Source organism: Syntrophobotulus glycolicus DSM 8271, from assembly GCF_000190635.1.
Classification (GTDB): domain Bacteria; phylum Bacillota; class Desulfitobacteriia; order Desulfitobacteriales; family Syntrophobotulaceae; genus Syntrophobotulus; species Syntrophobotulus glycolicus.
Genome location: NC_015172.1, coordinates 2,693,936 through 2,710,293, shown reverse-complemented (window position 1 = coordinate 2,710,293; position 16,358 = coordinate 2,693,936). Strand labels below are relative to the sequence as shown.

Sequence of the window (16,358 nt, the reverse complement as noted above, 5' to 3'; positions counted from 1 at the left end):
CATGGAAATGACACTGCAATCAAAAACCCCGGAACAAACTTTTGCTTTCGGAAGTAAGCTGGGTTCTCTTTTTAGCGGGGGAGAGGTTCTCTGTTTGAACGGAGAACTGGGGGCCGGAAAAACGGTCTTGGCCAAGGGGCTGGCAAAGGCTCTGGCAGTCAAAGAGCAGGTGACAAGTCCGACATTCACCATGATTCAGGAATACCAGGGCCAAATCAAGGGTCAGCCTGTCCGCCTGGTCCATATGGACCTCTACAGACTTCGAAATGCTGAAGAAGCTGAAATCATCGGGGTACCGGATTATTTCCGGGAGGATTGTATCTGTCTTTTGGAGTGGCCGGAAGTGATTGAAGACATCCTGCCTGAGGAAAAGATCGATATCTCTATCTTGGGCAGCGGGGAAGAAGAAAGAGAGATTCTGATCAGAGCGGACGAGCAGATTTGCCGGGCGCTCAAGACTTGAGATTTAAGCGGGGCGGAATTGTCTTTGGCAAACCATTCCGAGTGAAGTTCAATAAGGACGGAAAAATGAAGTACTTAACGATCGATACCACAACAAAAGTTACCGCTTTAGCACTGGGCGAAAATAGCAAGCTTGTCGAGGAAGTTTTTCTTGATACGGGAAAGACCCATTCGGAGCGGCTGGTGCCCATGCTTCACCAACTGCTGGAAGCAGCGGAGTGGAGTCTGGCGGAGCTTGATTTTATCGGAGTTGTCCGCGGCCCGGGGTCTTTTACAGGAATCAGGATCGGAATCGCGACTGCCCAGGGATTAGCTCAGGTCTTAAATATTCCTTTGCTGGGAGTGCTTTCTCTGGACGTCATTTCCTGGGCAGGCTATGCCCATGGTGAGGATATCGCAGTCATCCTTGACGCTCGCAAAAATGAATGGTATACAGCTGTTTACAGCTGGCGGGGGGATAGCCGCAGACAAATCACCGGTCCCTGCGCCAAAGCTCCCGAAAGACTGCTAGCCGAGCTGCAGGAAAGAGGGCGTAAGGTTCTTTTTGCCGGAGACGCGGCCCAGGCTGCGGAAACAAAAATTTTGGACATCATGGACGGTCAGGGAGTTGTCCTTCCCCGGTATCAGGCCTTGCCCCGCGGAGCATATGCCGTACAGGAAGTATGGAGTGAATATCAACAGTTTCAGATAGAGGGGATAGAATTGCCTGCAGCTGTTGAACCTTGCTATATACGTTTTTCTGAAGCCGAAGTAAATTATCACAAAAAAATGGAGCAGATGGCCGGTTCAGAACATATTTTAACAAAACAAAGATTATAGGTGGGAACGATATGGATCAAACTGAACTGGGCAGCATCCCCGCAGAAGGGAAACGACTCCATGGAATGATCAGGCCTCTGACGCTGGAAGACATCTCTAAAGTGGTTGAGATTGAAGAAGCTTCTTTCCCAACCCCCTGGAAAGCGGAATCCTTCCGGTCGGAGCTGGTGGATAATTATCTGGCAAGATATTTCGGATTGGAACTGGATGGTTTAATGATCGGATATATGGGGTTATGGAATGTAATGGGAGAAGGTCATATTACCAACATTGCCGTCAGTCCTGCTTATCGAGGTCAGGGCTGGGGAGAATATCTCTTAAAGACAGTTATGGAAACCCTGAAAAGGACGGAGCACATGAGCCGGGTTACCCTTGAGGTAAGAGTATCAAACTACACCGCCCAGAAACTATATACCAAACTTGGTTTTCGCCCGGCGGGATTCCGCCGTAAATACTATACTGATAACCGTGAAGATGCCTTGATTATGTGGGCTTCACTTTAATTTACCGGGGCCGGAAAAGGAGAAAAGGCTTTGAAAGCAACTAAAGATGTTGTGATTCTCGGAATTGAGACAAGCTGTGATGAAACATCGGCAGCTGTTTTATTTAATGGAACGGATTTGAAGAGCCATGTGATTTCTTCACAAGTCAAAACCCACCAAAAATATGGAGGGGTTGTGCCTGAAATTGCTTCAAGGGAACATTGTCTTCATTTGGGAGAGGTTGTCGGACAGGCATTGAGGGAAGCCGGAATTGGATTTTCCGATCTTTCCGCTATTGCCGTTACTTATGGACCGGGACTTGTGGGTTCCTTACTGGTGGGAGTTGCCGGAGCAAAAGCAATGGCTTATGCGGCAGGGATACCCTTAATCGCAGTCAATCATTTGGAGGGGCATATTTATGCCAATTTTATAGAACGGCAGGAGATTGTTTTTCCGATGATGGCCCTTTTGGTTTCGGGAGGGCATACCAATCTTATTCTTTTTCGGGGTCATTTGGATTATGAAGTCCTTGGGGGGACCAGGGACGATGCCGCCGGTGAAGCGCTGGACAAGATTGCCCGGGCTCTGGGGTTTGGATATCCCGGAGGGCCGTTAATCGAGAAAGCGGCCTTGCAGGGGGACCCTTGTGCTTATGAATTGCCAAGGGCGATGCTTGAACCGGGCAGCCTTGATTTCAGTTTCAGTGGAATGAAGTCTGCCGCCCTCAATATTCTCAACAAAGCCAAAATGAAAAAAGAACCTGTGGATGTTAATCATCTTGCGGCTTCTTTTCAGCAAGCGGCAATAGATGTACTGGTCCGAAAATCCATCCGGGCCTTGGACAGGTATGAAGTGAGGACCTTTGCCCTGGCCGGGGGGGTAGCGGCCAATTCTCTGCTGAGAAAAAGCATGGGGAGTGAATTGTCGGCAAGAAATATTCCCTTGATTTTCCCTTCGCCGGTTTTCTGCACGGATAATGGAGCCATGATTGCCATGGCGGGCTATTTTCACTTTTTGGCCGGAGATTATGCAAATTGGAAATTAAATGCTGTTCCGGGTTTAAATTTATAGGAAAATTGTAATATTTCTGTAGAAATGACTCGCTGAACTTTAATCTTTTTTGAATAATGATGGAATTATTTTTTCGTTGGACAGTTATTTTTTAAATTTTAAGAGCCTTATTCAAGATAAAGGAAAGAATAACTTATCCACAGGACTTGTGGATAATGTGGATAAGAGTGATCAATCGCCCTGCTTTTCCAGACTTGATCTGGGGATAACGCTTAAAGTTTAAAAAATAAATAAAAATAATCCATCATTTACTTGAAAATAAAAAATATATGTCGAATTGAACAAAAAGCTTACAAGTGATCACTGATTCGGGGATTGATGATTAAGGAGAAAAAGATGGCTGCTGAAGAAAAAGATAACCTGCGCCAAAAAATCGGGCGATACCGGGCCAACCTGACTCCTGAAGAACGCAGGACAAAAAGTCGTCGGATTATGGAGTGTGTTCTGACCCTGCCTCAGTTCTGCCAGGCACAATCTGTCATGTTATACTTGGAGATCCGGGATGAAGTTGAAACGACCTCTTTGGCCAGAAAAACAATTGGGATGGGGAAAAGATTAGTGGTTCCTCTTTGTAAGGAGAACAGGATTATTCCCTGTGAGATAGCTTCCCTGGAAGATGATCTGGCGGCCGGCTACATGGGTATCCGGGAACCTAAGGAAACTTGCGCCAGACCGGTTCAACCGGAAGAGATTGAGGCCGTCCTTGTGCCCGGGCTGGTTTTTGATCAGGAAGGCCGCAGGATAGGCTATGGCGGGGGGTATTATGACCGGTTTCTGCCCCTGCTTCCCGCAGGGACCCCAATCATCGGCCTGGCGTTTGAGTGCCAGGTTTTAGGTAAGATCAGCACGGAGGAGCATGATCAGAGAATGTCTTTACTCGTTACTGAAAATGGTGTAATCTATCAAAGATAGAATTGCTGATAATATGCCGTATTTGAAGAGAAAGAAGGGGAACGGCGTGTGTAAGGAAAAGACATTGGAGCAGCCTGACCGGAAAAAGGACGAGCTTCTTGGAATGATTGCGGAAAATAAGAAAGAACCGGGCAATTTGATCACTGTTCTTCAGAAAGCCCAAGAGATATATGGCCATTTATCGGAAGAGATCATGCGTGTGATCTCTGAAAAATTAGAGATTCCGGCAGCAGAAGTGTTCGGGGTGGCTACATTCTATTCTCAATTCAGATTTACCCCCATGGGGCGTAATGTCATCAGGGTCTGTATGGGGACGGCCTGTCATGTCAGAGGTGCCTTGAACGTGTTAAGAACGATTGAACGGGGGCTGGGCATTAAGGCGGGAGAAACGACGCAGGACGGCCGTTTTACGTTGGAAACCGTCGCCTGTATCGGTGCCTGTGGTTTGGCTCCTGTTATTTCCATCAATAACATGGTTTATGGAAATATGACTCCCCAGGCCGTAATGCAAACGTTGGACAAATACGAGTAGGAGTGAAGCAAAATGGAAGCCTTATCGCATCATTGCTGTGAGAAATGTGGTCATTCTGTGCAAGCTCCCTGCAATCAATATGTGAGATGCAGAACCGAAGGGCCTTTATGTCATGATGATGAGATCTGTCGCAGCGAAAGAGCCCGGTTGCTGGCTAAAATGACCAATCCCCGCGGTGGCGGCATGAGACAGGTCCTGATCTGTACCGGTACAGGCTGCGCGTCCTCAGGTTCTAACCGTTTAATCGATCTGATCCGAGAGGAACTTGCCGCGCAGGGTTTAGATGAGCATATTCAGGTCCGTTCAACAGGATGCCATGGTTTTTGTGAGCAGGGACCTATCCTGATTATTGAACCGGATAAAACCTTCTATACAAAAGTTAAGCCGTCGGATATCCCGGAGATTGTAGCCAGGGATATTGTCGGCGGAGAGAAAATCGAAAGACTGTTATTTAAAGATCCGCTTTCAGGAGAAACGGCCTCTACCTACGAATCGGTGAATTTTTATGCCAAACAGAACAGAGTAATTCTCAAGAAGTGCGGTTTAATTGATCCGGAGAGGGTAAGTCAGTATTTTGCGCATCAGGGATACCGGGCGCTGGAAAAGGTCCTGCAAAAAATGAAGCCCGAGGAAGTCATTGAAGAGGTGAAACAGTCCGGTTTGCGCGGCCGGGGCGGAGCGGGGTTCCCGACAGGACTGAAATGGAGCTTTTGCCGTGCTGCCGAAGGGGATAAAAAATATTTGATCTGCAATGCGGATGAAGGGGACCCCGGAGCGTTTATGGACCGCAGTGTCCTGGAAGGGGACCCGCATGCGGTGATCGAGGGTATGCTGATTGGCGCTTACGCGATCGGGGCCGCTGAAGGCTATATTTATTGCCGCGCCGAATATCCCCTGGCTGTCGAGCGCCTGAAAACAGCGATTGGACAGGCGGAAAAATACGGCTTGCTGGGGAAGAATATTCTCAATTCCGGTTTTCATTTTAAGCTGAGAATCAAAGAAGGAGCAGGGGCATTTGTCTGTGGTGAAGAGACAGCCCTGATCGCTTCGATCGAGGGACAGCGGGGTATGCCGAGAGTACGGCCTCCTTACCCTGCGGTCAAGGGGCTTTGGGGCAAACCGACGAATATCAATAATGTCGAGACTTGGGCCAATGTTCCGCATATTATCCTGAACGGTGCCGGTTGGTATAGCCAGTTCGGCACGGAGAAGAGCAAGGGAACCAAAATTTTTGCCATGACGGGAAAAGTAAACAATACCGGACTTGTGGAAGTTCCGATGGGGATCACCCTGCGCGAAATCATTTTTGATATCGGCGGGGGCATAAAAGGCGGCAAGAAATTCAAGGCCGCCCAGATCGGCGGCCCGTCCGGAGGCTGCCTTCCTGAAAGCATGCTGGACATCCCGGTTGATTTTGACAGTCTGGGCGCTGTCGGGGCCATGGTTGGTTCCGGGGGGCTGACCATTTTGGATGAAACAACCTGTATGGTGGATATGGCCAGGTATTTCCTGAATTTTACCCAGAATGAGTCCTGTGGCAAATGTACGCCTTGTCGCGAGGGAACCAAGAGAATGCTGGAAATATTAGTGAGGATCACAAAAGGAGAAGGCAAAGAAGGAGATCTGGAGAATCTGGAGAGGCTGGCCGGTGTGATCAGGAAGACTTCCTTGTGCGGGTTGGGCCAGACTGCCCCCAATCCTGTTTCGGCCACAATAAAATACTTCAGGCCGGAATATGAAGCCCACATTAAAGAAAAACGCTGCCCAGCCCATGTTTGTACTACTCTTCTGAAATACTCCATTGATCATGAAAAATGCAAGCGCTGCGGGTTATGTGCCAAACATTGTCCGGCCGGCTGCATTTTCGGAGATAAAAATACTCCTTATGAGATTGAAACGGAAAATTGTATTCAATGCCAAACATGTCTTGAGCGATGTAAATTTGGGGCTGTTACGGTATCCTGACCGGATCAGAAAGGGGTGAGCACATGGAATGGATCACAATTACAGTTGATGAAAAAAAGAGGCAGGTTCCGGCAAATCTCTCCATCCTTGAAGCCTGCCGAGAAAGCCATATCCAGATCCCGACACTCTGTCATGATCCGGAGCTCACGGATTCAGGGGCGTGCCGATTATGTATGGTTGAAGTTGAGGGCGCGCGCGGACTGGTTGCTTCCTGTTCGACCAAGGTCCAGAAGGGTATGGTGATCAGGACCAATACCCCTGAGGTCAGGGAAGCCCGGCGGACAATACTGGAATTGATGATTGCCAATCATGATATTGACTGTCTGACCTGCGAAAAAATGGGGAATTGTGAGCTCGCTCAATACGCTTATGAGTACGGGGTAAAGAAAGATGTCTTTCAAGGGCAAAAAAGAGAAGATGAGATTGATGACAGTAATCCTTTTATTTTACGGGATCTGAATAAGTGTATCCTCTGCGGTAAATGTGTGCGGGCCTGTTCGGAAATTCAGGTCAATAATGTGCTCGGTTATGTTAACCGGGGTTTTGAATCCAGAGTCGGTCCCGCTTTTAATCTTCCATACGGCAAATCAGAGTGTGTATTCTGCGGGACATGCCTGGCTGTTTGTCCTGTCGGTGCTCTGACGGAGAAGAAAATGATTGCCGGGGGGAGACCCTGGGAGCTGAAAAAGGTCAGAACAACCTGTCCGTTTTGTGGAACGGGATGTGGTTTTGACCTCAATGTGCGGGACGGTAAGATCGTCGGGGTTACGACTGATGCCAGCGCTCCCGTCAATGGAAGGTTTCTCTGTGTCAAGGGACGTTTCGGAATTGATCTGGTGCATAGCCCTGAACGCCTGACCACACCGCTAATTAGAAAAAACAATGAATTGGTGGAAGCGGAATGGGATGAGGCTTTAGAGCTGATCGCCTCTAAATTCAAGGAAATCAAGAACAAATACGGAGCCGATTCCCTGGGGGCATTAAGCTCAGCCCGCTGTACCAATGAAGATAATTATGTGATGCAGAAATTTATGCGGGTCGTAATCGGAACAAATAATGTAGACCACTGTGCCCGGGTCTGCCATGCTCCGAGTGTGGCCGGATTGGCGACCTCCTTTGGATCAGGCGCGATGACCAATTCAATCAAAGAAATCCCTGATTCCAAGGTGATTTTTGCAATCGGGACCAATGCTACGGAAGCTCACCCAATCATCGGGACCAAGATCAAACAGGCTGTACGCAATGGCTGCCGTCTAATTGTTGTTGATCCCCGCAGGATCGAATTGGTTAACCATGCCGAGCTTTGGCTGAGGCTGAAGCCGGGAACGGATATTGCATTAATCAATGGGATCATGCAGATCATTTTGGCTCATGGCTGGGAAGACAAAGCATTTATTGAAGAACGGACCACAGGGTTTGAAAATCTGAGGGAACTGCTGAGAGAGTACACTCCGGATAAGGTCAGCAAAATTACGGGCGTCCCCGAGGAACAGCTCTACCGGGCGGCAGAGATCTATGCTTGTGCGGAGAGGGCCCAGATTTTCTATACATTGGGGATTACTGAGCATACCCATGGCACGGATAATGTCATGAGCTTGGCTAACCTCGCCATGCTGACAGGGAATGTCGGCAAGGAGAACTCCGGTGTAAACCCTCTGCGCGGTCAAAATAATGTTCAGGGCGGCTGTGATATGGGAGCACTGCCCAATGTCTATCCGGGATATCAACAGGTGACTGACCCTGGTGTCCGGAGAAAATTTGAAGGGGCCTGGGGTGTGACACTGAGCGCTCAAAAGGGATACATGATCCCTGATATGTTTGAGGCTTCTTTAGCCGGTCAGCTTAAAGCCATGTATATTATGGGTGAAGATCCGGCGACAACTGATGCTGATTCCAACCATGTGCGCCGCGGACTGCAAGCTTTGGATTTTCTTGTTGTTCAGGATATTTTTCTGACTGAAACAGCGAAACTGGCCGATGTGGTCTTGCCGGGAGCAAGTTTTGCGGAAAAAACGGGAACATTCACCAACACTGAACGCCGGGTGCAAATGGTCAATCAGGCTATTGACCCTGTCGGCAATGCCAAAGCGGATTGGAAGATTATTTGTGATCTGGCGGCGATTATGGGCCATCACTTTGACTACGAAGCCCCGGCGGAAATCATGAAGGAGATTTCTTCTCTTACTCCTCAGTATGCCGGAATCAGACACGAAAGGCTGGGAATCAAAGGGATGCAATGGCCTGTCTTTGGAGAAGACCATGAGGGGACACCATATCTGCATAAGGATAAATTCACCCGTGGCAAGGGTCTCTTTATGCCGATTGAAGCCGCTTATGCCAAAGAAATGCCTGATGAGGAGTATCCGCTGCTGTTAAGTACGGGCCGTAAGCTCCAGCATTATAATGTCTCTACCCTCTATTCGGCATCCTTGTTTGAGCATGCTCCTGAGGAGCTGGCGGAGGTCAACCCTCTGGATGCGGAGAAACTGGGGATAAAAGATGGGGAGATTGTTGCGGTGGCTTCGCGGCGCGGAGAAATCAGGTCCAGAATAGTGGTTACGGACAAGGTTTTGCCCGGGATGGTCTTCATGACCTTCCATTATAAGGACGCTCCGGCCAATTTTATCACGAGCGGGGCCTGTGACAAGGTTTCCGGGACGTATGAATACAAGGTCTGCGCAGTTAAGATCAAGAAGATAGAGGAATGACCATATAATCTATTCATTTCAGGGCTCGGGTTTTCAAGGATGTCTCAGAGGCGTTAAGGCTTGAGGCATCCTTTTTGGTCGCTTGTCACTTCTTGTCCTTCCATGCATATAGTAGAACATAGGGATGGAAGGAGGTTATATTCTTTGAAGGCAGTAGCTTTTATTGATTATGAAAATATCTGGACAGGGTTAGCTGAAAAAGGTTGCCGAATCATGCCGGAAGTATTTATTGAAGCTCTTCATAAGTATGCGCAAAGCATCGATGTGGAATTATCAGTGATTTTTCTCTACGCAAATTTTGACAAAGAAGAATTTTGGCGCATGCAGACTGTTTTTGAAAAAAAATCGATCATTACCCGCCATGTTTACGGGAAAAATAGTTTTGCCCAGACTGAATTAAGACCGAATGCGGCAGACCACGAGTTAATGCTGGAAGCCCAGGAGATCCTTCTGACAAGACCGGACTCCTTTGATATCTTCCTTCTTTTTACCGGAGACGGTGATTTTATGTCTCTAGTAAGAAAAATCCGAGCTTGGGGCAAGAAAGTAAAAATTATCGGTGTCAAGGGCAAAATCCATCATGATTTAGAACCTTTCTGTGAAAGTATGGATGTTTTTCTGGAATTAACGAAAAGCTGTATGACAGAAAGTTATGAGCCGGAAAAAGATATTCTACTTAGCTTGAAAATTATTATTGATATGCAGATCAAACTTCCCTATTTGGCTTCCACCAAGGTGAGGAATGAATTGAGCAGGGGATTATCACGCAACATGACTGAAGTAAAAGAGCTTGTCCAATATATGCTGGATAAAGGGATCATTTTAGAAAAAGAGCATGTCGATCCCAACCTTAAGATAAGAAAGACCAAGGCTTATTTGCTGAATTGCGATAATTCTCTGGTCAAAGAAGCTTTGGGAGATGATCTTGAATTAATTTTGAAACGGAGCGCATTGTTGGAACAAGAGTAAGGACTGAAATTGAGGAAAATCATCAAAAATTTCGCATCATTAAAGATGCGTTTTTTTGTGGCTGGAAAATTGACATTGTTTCTAATACTATTTATAGTAGGATTAGTTATTTTGATATTCAAAATATATTGGCGGGTGCAGAAGATGAGCAGTGTCTATGGGACCCTCAATGAAATATTGGTCAAACTGTTTAATCAGATCCCTAATATCGAGGAAAAATCGTTAAGATGTGAGAAATTCAAAAACTTGTCCATCACTGAAATACATATTATCGAAGTTATTGGAATAGGTGAACCCCGGAATATGTCTTCGGCAGCTAAAGATTTGGACATTACGATAGGGACATTGACCATTGCGGTCAATAATCTTGTGCGCAAAGGCTATGTTCAGAGAGCGAAGAGTGAGGAAGACCGCAGGATCGTCTTGCTTTCTCTGACTGAAAAAGGCTTAGCCGTATACCAGCGGCATGCGGATTTTCACAAGGATATGATTAATACAACAATGAATAAACTGTCAGAGGAAGAAATGAACGTTTTGATTTTAGCCCTGGAAAATATTAATGAATATTTCAGGGAGAAATATGAGCTGACAAAAATAAAAAATAATGATTAGAGGCCAGAACCAGTGAAGAATGTCCAATAAAAAATCAGGAGATGTTCGGAGGTAAAAATGGGAGTAAAAATTTTGACGGACAGCACTTGTGATCTGCCGAAAGACTTAGCCCGGGAATTAGGAATCACAATCGTTCCTTTGAGAGTCTTATTTGGAGAAGAGTCTTTTCTGGACGGGGAAGAGATCACATCAGAAGAGTTTTTCACGAAGATGGCTCAGGCGGAAAAACTGCCGACGACAGCTCAGGTGAATCCCAGTCAGTTTATTGAAGAGTTCACCAAAATGATTGATCAGGGTGATGAGGTCATTGGAATATTTATTGCGGCCGCTCTGAGCGGTACTTATAACTCGTCTTTAATTGCCCGGGACACCATAGGCAGGGGAAAAATCGAGTTGATTGATTCCCATACGGCGAGTTTCGGCTTGGGATTGCTGGTTATTGAAGCGGCCAGAATGGCGCAGAAAGGCAAATCCTTTGAGGAAATTGCGGCCCGGCTGGAAACGGCCAGGGACAAAGTGAACTTTTACGCGATTTTGGACACCCTGGAAAACTTGGTCAAGGGTGGCAGGCTGACAGCGACTATGGCTGCAAATCTGCTTGGCGTCAAACCGATTGTTTCAGTAGCGGACAGTACGGTTTCCATGGTCGGCAAAGCAAGGGGACAGAAAAAAGCTTTTGCCTGGGTAATCGAGGACCTCAAAAATAAGGGAATCGATCTTGAGGGTCGGACGGTTGCCCTGGCCCATGGCGTAAATAAAGAGAGTCTGATGGATTTTCAGGAAGTTCTTTTTAAAGAATACAAGATCGGAGAAGTGATTATTTTTGAACTAGGTGCTGTGATTGGGACTCATTTAGGAGCAGGTTGTGTAGGATTAGGTGTAATCATGTGATGATCTTTTGGTATAATATCATTCAGGGATAATCTTATTCAGGTGTCCTCCTGAAACCTCAAGAGATTCTGGCAATGAAAGGCAGGGACAGTCATGGAAAAGCTGATAATGTACACACTTCCTTTATGTCCGATTTGTTTTCAGGCTAAGCAATTCTTGAAAAATAAGGGTGTTGCTTTTGAGGAGAAAAAGGTGATTCATTCCTCTGTTTTCAAAGAAATGAGGAAAATAACAAATTCCCTCAGGGTACCGGTGATGAAAGTGGGGGATGAAGTCCTTTCAGGATTTAACCGGAAAAAATACCAGCAGGCTTTTTCTTCGTATGACATTAATCATCCGGAGAAAGAATGAACAGGATTGAAGATGATTGGGATAAGTCTGAAACTAAGCTGCAGATGACGGGACTGCTTCTTGTGGGAGGAAACAGCTCAAGGATGGGGAGGGACAAGGCTTTTCTGGAAATCAGGGGAATACCGGTGCTCAAGAAAAGCTTGAAGGTATTATCCGGTGTCTTTGCCGAAGTATTAATCAGTGCCCGGGATGGTGAAATGTATGAAGAGTTTGGGTTTAAGGTCGTTAAGGACCTGTTTCCCGGAAAAGGACCTTTATCCGGGATATACTCTGGTTTGCAGGCGTCAAATTACAATTATGTTTTTGCAGCGGCCTGTGATATGCCATTTCTGAGCCCTGAGGCGATCATCAAACTGGCTGGGGAGACCGAGGACTATGACCTTGTCATGCCGTATGCTTCCGGAAGGCTGCATCCGCTGCATGCTTTTTATCATCAGAGACTGCAGGGAACAGCGTTTAAGCATCTCAGGGAAGGCAGACTGAGCCTGAGCGCACTGGCCGGCGAATCCAACACGAAGATATTCCGGTTTGAGGAGTATGCCGGTTCATTAACCAATGTGAATACCCCGGAGGAATGGAATGAAATCAGAAATCATATGGAGAGGATGAAGGAAGATGAAGAAAATTGAAGCGGTGATCAGACCAAATAAACTGGAGGAGGTTGAAAAGGCTCTTGCAGAAATGGGCGTAAGCGGAATCACAATTTCTCAAGTTTTGGGCTGGGGGAGACAAAAAGGGAGCACGACGGAAATTTATCGAGGCAAAGAGTTCAAAACCCGTTTATTAAATAAAATCAAGCTTGAAACTGTTGTTCCGGAAGAAGACAGCCAAAAAGTCAAGGAATTGATTATGAAGATTGCCGGAACAGGGAATGTCGGGGACGGGGTAATCTGGATTTCACCTGTTGAGGAGCTTACCCGTATTCGTACCGGTGAACAGGAGAAATAAGCTGCCGAGAGCAAGAAGGAGGGGAAGGTATGCTGACTAAGGCCTATTCCCCTGAGCAGGCGGGCTTCGGTAAGCTGGAAGACGGGCGGGATGTCGTGATCCTCTATGTGAAGGAATTTGCCGAACAGATTGCCGGTGTCAAAAACTCAGGGCTATCAAAATATACCTATAACTGGTTTTCGACTGAAAATGGAGACTCCTATGTCGTCCAGTTCAAGTGGGACAATGGAGTCGATATGGCCGTCAGGTTTAATTCCCAGCATTTTAAGCTGATCGCTCATTTCATGGAACCCCGGGACATGATCATTACGGCTAAACCAATTTCCGACCTGGTGTCGGCGGCTCAAGAAAAGAATACTGATTTTCTGGAATTTGATGAGGTTTTAACCTTCAGCGGAGTAACGTTTTCTTTAGCCGGAGCGAATAAATTTCCTCATTAAAGGCAATTAATATAGAAGTACGGAAAATTAAGGTTTTGATACCGATTATTATTAGGTATAGTAATCTTAAGGAAAATGAAGAAATATTAAGTAATCGTGGTATATTCTTAAATAATAGTGCTTGGGTAGATTTGCATAAGATCATATCCTTGCATATTATTATACCTAGGTGTTAGCACTCGATCAAGATGAGTGCTAACAATATCAAAACATGATAATATTTAAGGAGGGAAATCTCAATATGAAACTTAGACCACTGGCCGACAGGGTCATCATCAAAGCTGTTCCATCAGAGGAAAGAACAAAGAGCGGTATTATTATGCCCGATACTGCCAAAGAAAAGCCCCAGGAAGGGGAAATCATTGCAGTAGGTCCGGGGAGAATTGAAAAGGGTGAAAGAATCGCTGTTGATGTTCAAGTCGGAGACAAAGTCATTTATTCCAAATACGCAGGAACCGAAGTCAAATTTGACGGGGAAGAATATCTGATTCTGCGTGAATCAGACATTCAGGCTGTCATCGGCTAAATGGAACTGTTTAAGTGAAGAAGATGAGCCTGGTTCAGGCTATTTATCATTAGGAGGTTAATTATTGTGGCTAAGCAAATTAGTTTTAATGAAGAAGCCCGCCATTCTCTTGAGCGCGGTGTAAATAAGCTGGCGGAAGCAGTCCGTGTAACCCTTGGTCCCAAGGGACGCAATGTAGTATTGGACAAAAAATTCGGATCACCGCTGATCACAAACGATGGGGTGACGATTGCCCGTGACATCGAATTGGAAGATCCATTTGAAAATATGGGTGCTCAATTATTGAAAGAAGTCGCAACCAAGACCAATGATGTGGCAGGCGACGGAACGACGACCGCGACAGTGCTTGCTCAGGCGATCATTCGTGAAGGCCTGAAAAATGTTGCTGCCGGTGCTAATCCTATGGAAATCAAACGGGGTATTGAAAAAGCTGTTGAGGTGGTTGTGGCCGATATCAAATCCAATGCCAAAACAGTGGAAAGCAAAGATGCGATTGCCCAGGTTGCTTCGATTTCCGCTGGGGATTCGACGATTGGTGAGCTGATTGCCCAAGCTATGGAAAAAGTAGGCAAAGATGGTGTCATTACGGTTGAAGAAGCCAAAGGGATGACGACTGAGCTGGAAGTTGTAGAGGGAATGCAGTTTGATCGTGGTTATACCTCTGCTTATATGATCACCGATACTGATAAAATGGAAGCTGTACTCAATGATCCTTACATTTTGATCACCGACAAAAAGATCAGTGCGATTCAGGACATCCTCCCTGTACTGGAAAAGGTTGTCCAGTCGGGGAAAGCCCTTCTGGTCATTGCTGAGGATGTTGAAGGGGAGGCCCTTGCCACACTGGTTGTCAATAAGCTTCGCGGCACCTTTACCGCGGTTGCGGTTAAAGCTCCCGGTTTCGGCGACCGTCGTAAAGCTATGCTCGAAGATATCGCCACATTGACCGGAGGTCAGGTCATTACCGAAGACCTGGGCCTGAAACTTGAGAATACGACTTTGGATATGCTGGGACGCTGCCGTCAGGTCCGTGTCAACAAAGAAGAAACCACTATTGTTGACGGAGCGGGCGAGAACGCGGCGATTACAGGCAGAGTTGAAGTCATCAAGAAACAGATTGAGGAAACAACTTCTGATTTTGACCGTGAAAAGCTGCAGGAACGCCTGGCTAAGCTTTCAGGCGGTGTTGCCGTAATTCAGGTCGGCGCAGCGACTGAAACTGAAATGAAAGAAAAGAAACTGCGCATTGAAGACGCTTTGGCGGCAACTCGCGCAGCTGTAGAAGAAGGTATTGTTTCCGGCGGAGGCACAACTTATGCTGATGCGATTCCCGCACTGGACGAAATTGAACTGACCGGCGACCAAGGCACCGGTGTTCTGATTGTACGCCGTGCTCTGGAAGAACCGGTTCGTCAGATTGCCAATAACGCCGGCTTGGAAGGATCAGTTGTGATTGAAAAAGTCACGACCGCGGCCAGAGGCGTTGGCTTTAACGCAATGACGGAAAAATATGAAGATATGATCGCTGCCGGAATTGTTGATCCTGCCAAAGTTACTCGTTCTGCTCTGCAGAATGCCGCTTCAATTTCCGCTATGGTGCTTACAACCGAATGCCTGGTTGCAGACCTCCCGGAAAAAGAAGGCGCTGCTGCTCCAGGAATGGGCGGTATGGGCGGTATGGGTGGCATGGGCATGGGCGGCATGATGTAAGGAACCGCTGGAAAAGTCCCAAGCCTTTTTAGGTAATGAAAAACCCTGCGGGGTAACGCGGGGGTAGCGACAGAAATTTTGTAAAGATTGATAAGAGGTCGTTCATGAGGTTGCTGAACCTTTGAGCGGCTTCTTTTTTTCGTGCAAAGGTACTCCGGCCTCGGCACATAATGAAGCGTGAGTGTGCCTTAAGCTATGTGGCGTTGGGCCCTCGTCTAATCCTGCGAACTTCAGAATTCTGGACATTCGGTAATCCACGTGCTTCACATATATTGGGTAGCCGATGTCTTTCTCCAGAAAAATAAAAACGAAGCCTTTCCTATTTGGGTGCTCACGCACCCAAATAGCTTGTTGGGGTTCCCCCAAACCCCTTCTGGAGGCTTTGCCCCCATACCCCCCAAAAGGTTACTGAAAAAAGATATGAAGCTTTCCTCATTGGAGCGGAAATATCAATCAGTTGCAAAAAGATAAAGAAACTTTACTGTAAAAAAAACGGTAATGTATAATACTTAATAACAACACCTTGCTTTAGCATGAGAATGGCAGGCGTAATCGAAAGAAGGTATCCGTCTATGAACGCTAATGAAACCATAGATCAAGTTTTTAACGAAATTCATCAGGGAAAGGATTTTTACATTGTTCTAGGGAATTTCTTGGATGAATTTTACCGGCAAGATTCAGAAAATCAGCAAAAGATGATTGAGGAAGAACCGAGTAATTACGATTTGCCGGTATATCAAAAAGCTTTCATGGCTGCTGCTGTTCATAAACTGGCAAATGATTATAATTTGAATGTACCATCTTGGGTATTCAAGAAAGACTATTATTCAAGTGAACCTTATTTTGACTGTAACGCTAAGGGGAATCTCAAACTGCTCTTCATGTATATTTCACCGGCAGAGTTTAAACATAGAAATCTTTTTGTAGATGAGAATATTTTAAAGAGGGTGTAAAGAAGAA

General features: G+C 46.4%; 19 protein-coding genes. 18 read left to right on the top strand and 1 reads right to left on the bottom strand.

Annotated elements, in window-relative coordinates:
• Position 1: 1 nt before the first annotated feature.
• The 17 genes from tsaE to groL all read left to right on the top strand — a co-directional run bounded on the left by tsaE (position 2) and on the right by groL (position 15,398).
• On the top strand, positions 2–463 hold the full coding sequence (tsaE, locus tag SGLY_RS13515) for a tRNA (adenosine(37)-N6)-threonylcarbamoyltransferase complex ATPase subunit type 1 TsaE (protein WP_013625785.1): 462 nt from the start codon (positions 2–4) through the stop codon (positions 461–463).
• A 65-nt stretch (positions 464–528) separates the two neighbouring features.
• The gene (gene tsaB / locus SGLY_RS13510; protein ID WP_013625784.1) at positions 529–1,281 is read left to right on the top strand and encodes a tRNA (adenosine(37)-N6)-threonylcarbamoyltransferase complex dimerization subunit type 1 TsaB; all 753 of its coding nucleotides are present in this window, start codon (positions 529–531) and stop codon (positions 1,279–1,281) included.
• An 11-nt stretch (positions 1,282–1,292) separates the two neighbouring features.
• Entirely contained in the window at positions 1,293–1,784 is a 492-nt protein-coding gene (rimI, locus tag SGLY_RS13505; protein WP_013625783.1) for a ribosomal protein S18-alanine N-acetyltransferase, read from the top strand.
• A gap of 30 nt (positions 1,785–1,814) precedes the next feature.
• On the top strand, positions 1,815–2,834 hold the full coding sequence (gene tsaD, locus SGLY_RS13500) for a tRNA (adenosine(37)-N6)-threonylcarbamoyltransferase complex transferase subunit TsaD (RefSeq protein ID WP_013625782.1): 1,020 nt from the start codon (positions 1,815–1,817) through the stop codon (positions 2,832–2,834).
• 336 nt (positions 2,835–3,170) lie between these two features.
• Positions 3,171–3,746, top strand: a complete 576-nt coding sequence (locus tag SGLY_RS13495) for a 5-formyltetrahydrofolate cyclo-ligase (RefSeq protein WP_013625781.1) — start codon at positions 3,171–3,173, stop codon at positions 3,744–3,746.
• A gap of 46 nt (positions 3,747–3,792) precedes the next feature.
• On the top strand, positions 3,793–4,278 hold the full coding sequence (gene nuoE, locus SGLY_RS13490) for an NADH-quinone oxidoreductase subunit NuoE (RefSeq protein WP_013625780.1): 486 nt from the start codon (positions 3,793–3,795) through the stop codon (positions 4,276–4,278).
• A gap of 12 nt (positions 4,279–4,290) precedes the next feature.
• On the top strand, positions 4,291–6,243 hold the full coding sequence (gene nuoF / locus SGLY_RS13485; protein WP_013625779.1) for an NADH-quinone oxidoreductase subunit NuoF: 1,953 nt from the start codon (positions 4,291–4,293) through the stop codon (positions 6,241–6,243).
• A 23-nt stretch (positions 6,244–6,266) separates the two neighbouring features.
• Complete coding sequence (gene fdhF, locus SGLY_RS13480; RefSeq protein ID WP_013625778.1) at positions 6,267–8,951, top strand: formate dehydrogenase subunit alpha; 2,685 nt, start codon at positions 6,267–6,269, stop codon at positions 8,949–8,951.
• 144 nt (positions 8,952–9,095) lie between these two features.
• Positions 9,096–9,920, top strand: coding sequence for an NYN domain-containing protein (locus tag SGLY_RS13475; RefSeq protein WP_013625777.1), 825 nt, complete (start codon positions 9,096–9,098; stop codon positions 9,918–9,920).
• Positions 9,921–10,064: 144 nt separating this feature from the next.
• Positions 10,065–10,532, top strand: coding sequence for a MarR family winged helix-turn-helix transcriptional regulator (locus SGLY_RS13470; protein WP_013625776.1), 468 nt, complete (start codon positions 10,065–10,067; stop codon positions 10,530–10,532).
• A gap of 57 nt (positions 10,533–10,589) precedes the next feature.
• On the top strand, positions 10,590–11,423 hold the full coding sequence (locus SGLY_RS13465; protein WP_013625775.1) for a DegV family protein: 834 nt from the start codon (positions 10,590–10,592) through the stop codon (positions 11,421–11,423).
• Between the two features lie 93 nt (positions 11,424–11,516).
• Positions 11,517–11,774, top strand: a complete 258-nt coding sequence (locus tag SGLY_RS13460) for a glutaredoxin family protein (protein WP_013625774.1) — start codon at positions 11,517–11,519, stop codon at positions 11,772–11,774.
• Complete coding sequence (mobA, locus tag SGLY_RS13455) at positions 11,771–12,403, top strand: molybdenum cofactor guanylyltransferase (protein ID WP_013625773.1); 633 nt, start codon at positions 11,771–11,773, stop codon at positions 12,401–12,403. Before SGLY_RS13460 ends, mobA begins: the two co-directional genes overlap by 4 nt.
• Positions 12,390–12,722 carry a P-II family nitrogen regulator gene (locus SGLY_RS13450; RefSeq protein ID WP_013625772.1) on the top strand — a complete coding sequence of 111 codons (333 nt, stop codon included), beginning with the start codon at positions 12,390–12,392 and terminating at the stop codon, positions 12,720–12,722. Before mobA ends, SGLY_RS13450 begins: the two co-directional genes overlap by 14 nt.
• 29 nt (positions 12,723–12,751) lie before the next feature.
• Entirely contained in the window at positions 12,752–13,162 is a 411-nt protein-coding gene (locus tag SGLY_RS13445; RefSeq protein WP_013625771.1) for a hypothetical protein, read from the top strand.
• Between the two features lie 241 nt (positions 13,163–13,403).
• On the top strand, positions 13,404–13,688 hold the full coding sequence (groES, locus tag SGLY_RS13440) for a co-chaperone GroES (RefSeq protein WP_013625770.1): 285 nt from the start codon (positions 13,404–13,406) through the stop codon (positions 13,686–13,688).
• A gap of 66 nt (positions 13,689–13,754) precedes the next feature.
• A complete protein-coding gene (gene groL / locus SGLY_RS13435) occupies positions 13,755–15,398 on the top strand; it encodes a chaperonin GroEL (RefSeq protein WP_013625769.1) in 1,644 nt (547 codons plus the stop codon).
• A 102-nt stretch (positions 15,399–15,500) separates the two neighbouring features.
• On the opposite strand, the gene SGLY_RS18670 is transcribed toward groL, so the two are convergent.
• Positions 15,501–15,737, bottom strand: a complete 237-nt coding sequence (locus tag SGLY_RS18670) for a tyrosine-type recombinase/integrase (RefSeq protein WP_427916617.1) — start codon at positions 15,735–15,737, stop codon at positions 15,501–15,503.
• Between the two features lie 233 nt (positions 15,738–15,970).
• Between SGLY_RS18670 and SGLY_RS13425 the strand changes: the two genes are divergently transcribed.
• Complete coding sequence (locus SGLY_RS13425) at positions 15,971–16,351, top strand: hypothetical protein (protein ID WP_013625768.1); 381 nt, start codon at positions 15,971–15,973, stop codon at positions 16,349–16,351.
• The last annotated feature ends 7 nt before the right edge of the window (positions 16,352–16,358 follow it).

What these genes read in the sequence shown, in the direction of transcription:
- tsaE (WP_013625785.1), top strand. Translation starts at nt 2, where the DNA reads ATGGAAATGACACTGCAATCAAAAACCCCGGAACAAACTTTTGCTTTC.
- tsaB (WP_013625784.1), top strand. Translation starts at nt 529, where the DNA reads ATGAAGTACTTAACGATCGATACCACAACAAAAGTTACCGCTTTAGCA.
- rimI (WP_013625783.1), top strand. Translation starts at nt 1,293, where the DNA reads ATGGATCAAACTGAACTGGGCAGCATCCCCGCAGAAGGGAAACGACTC.
- SGLY_RS13495 (WP_013625781.1), top strand. Translation starts at nt 3,171, where the DNA reads ATGGCTGCTGAAGAAAAAGATAACCTGCGCCAAAAAATCGGGCGATAC.
- nuoF (WP_013625779.1), top strand. Translation starts at nt 4,291, where the DNA reads ATGGAAGCCTTATCGCATCATTGCTGTGAGAAATGTGGTCATTCTGTG.
- fdhF (WP_013625778.1), top strand. Translation starts at nt 6,267, where the DNA reads ATGGAATGGATCACAATTACAGTTGATGAAAAAAAGAGGCAGGTTCCG.
- SGLY_RS13470 (WP_013625776.1), top strand. Translation starts at nt 10,065, where the DNA reads ATGAGCAGTGTCTATGGGACCCTCAATGAAATATTGGTCAAACTGTTT.
- SGLY_RS13465 (WP_013625775.1), top strand. Translation starts at nt 10,590, where the DNA reads ATGGGAGTAAAAATTTTGACGGACAGCACTTGTGATCTGCCGAAAGAC.
- SGLY_RS13460 (WP_013625774.1), top strand. Translation starts at nt 11,517, where the DNA reads ATGGAAAAGCTGATAATGTACACACTTCCTTTATGTCCGATTTGTTTT.
- mobA (WP_013625773.1), top strand. Translation starts at nt 11,771, where the DNA reads ATGAACAGGATTGAAGATGATTGGGATAAGTCTGAAACTAAGCTGCAG.
- SGLY_RS13450 (WP_013625772.1), top strand. Translation starts at nt 12,390, where the DNA reads ATGAAGAAAATTGAAGCGGTGATCAGACCAAATAAACTGGAGGAGGTT.
- SGLY_RS13445 (WP_013625771.1), top strand. Translation starts at nt 12,752, where the DNA reads ATGCTGACTAAGGCCTATTCCCCTGAGCAGGCGGGCTTCGGTAAGCTG.
- groES (WP_013625770.1), top strand. Translation starts at nt 13,404, where the DNA reads ATGAAACTTAGACCACTGGCCGACAGGGTCATCATCAAAGCTGTTCCA.
- SGLY_RS13425 (WP_013625768.1), top strand. Translation starts at nt 15,971, where the DNA reads ATGAACGCTAATGAAACCATAGATCAAGTTTTTAACGAAATTCATCAG.